Source organism: Pseudomonas sp. 05T35 (assembly GCF_056396605.1).
In genome coordinates, this window is sequence record NZ_JBFTLU010000986.1 from 1 (window position 1) to 423 (window position 423).

1 protein-coding gene is annotated in these 423 nt (G+C 62.2%); it reads left to right on the forward strand.

What is annotated here, in order from left to right; all coding sequences use genetic code 11:
- Positions 1 to 423, forward strand: a 423-nt coding sequence (locus tag AC1DH9_RS31050) for an immunoglobulin-like domain-containing protein (protein WP_477809576.1), incomplete at both ends; no start/stop codon positions are given.

Genomic DNA, 423 nt, shown 5'->3' on the forward strand with positions numbered 1-423 from the left:
AACGGTGCAGTGATCAACATCGARGCCGGCAAAACSWSCGGTTCCGTGGTGGTCGATACCCCGGCGAATGACGTCTACAAAAACGGCAGCACCGTCAGCACCACCATCGAAAGCACCACCGGTGGCAACTTCGAACAGTTGACCCCGAGCACGACGCCGGCAGTCACGACGATCACCGACTCGATCGACAACACCGGCCTGTCCCTGGCAGCGACCGGTTCGGTCACCGAAGGCGGTCAGATYACCTACACCGCGACCCTGAGCAACCCGGCCGGCACGCCGATGACCGTCACGCTGAGCAACGGCGCGGTGATCAACATCGAAGCCGGCAAAACGTCCGGTTCCGTGGTGGTCGATACCCCGGCGAATGACGTCTACAAAAACGGCAGCACCGTCAGCACCACCATCGAGAGCACCACGGGC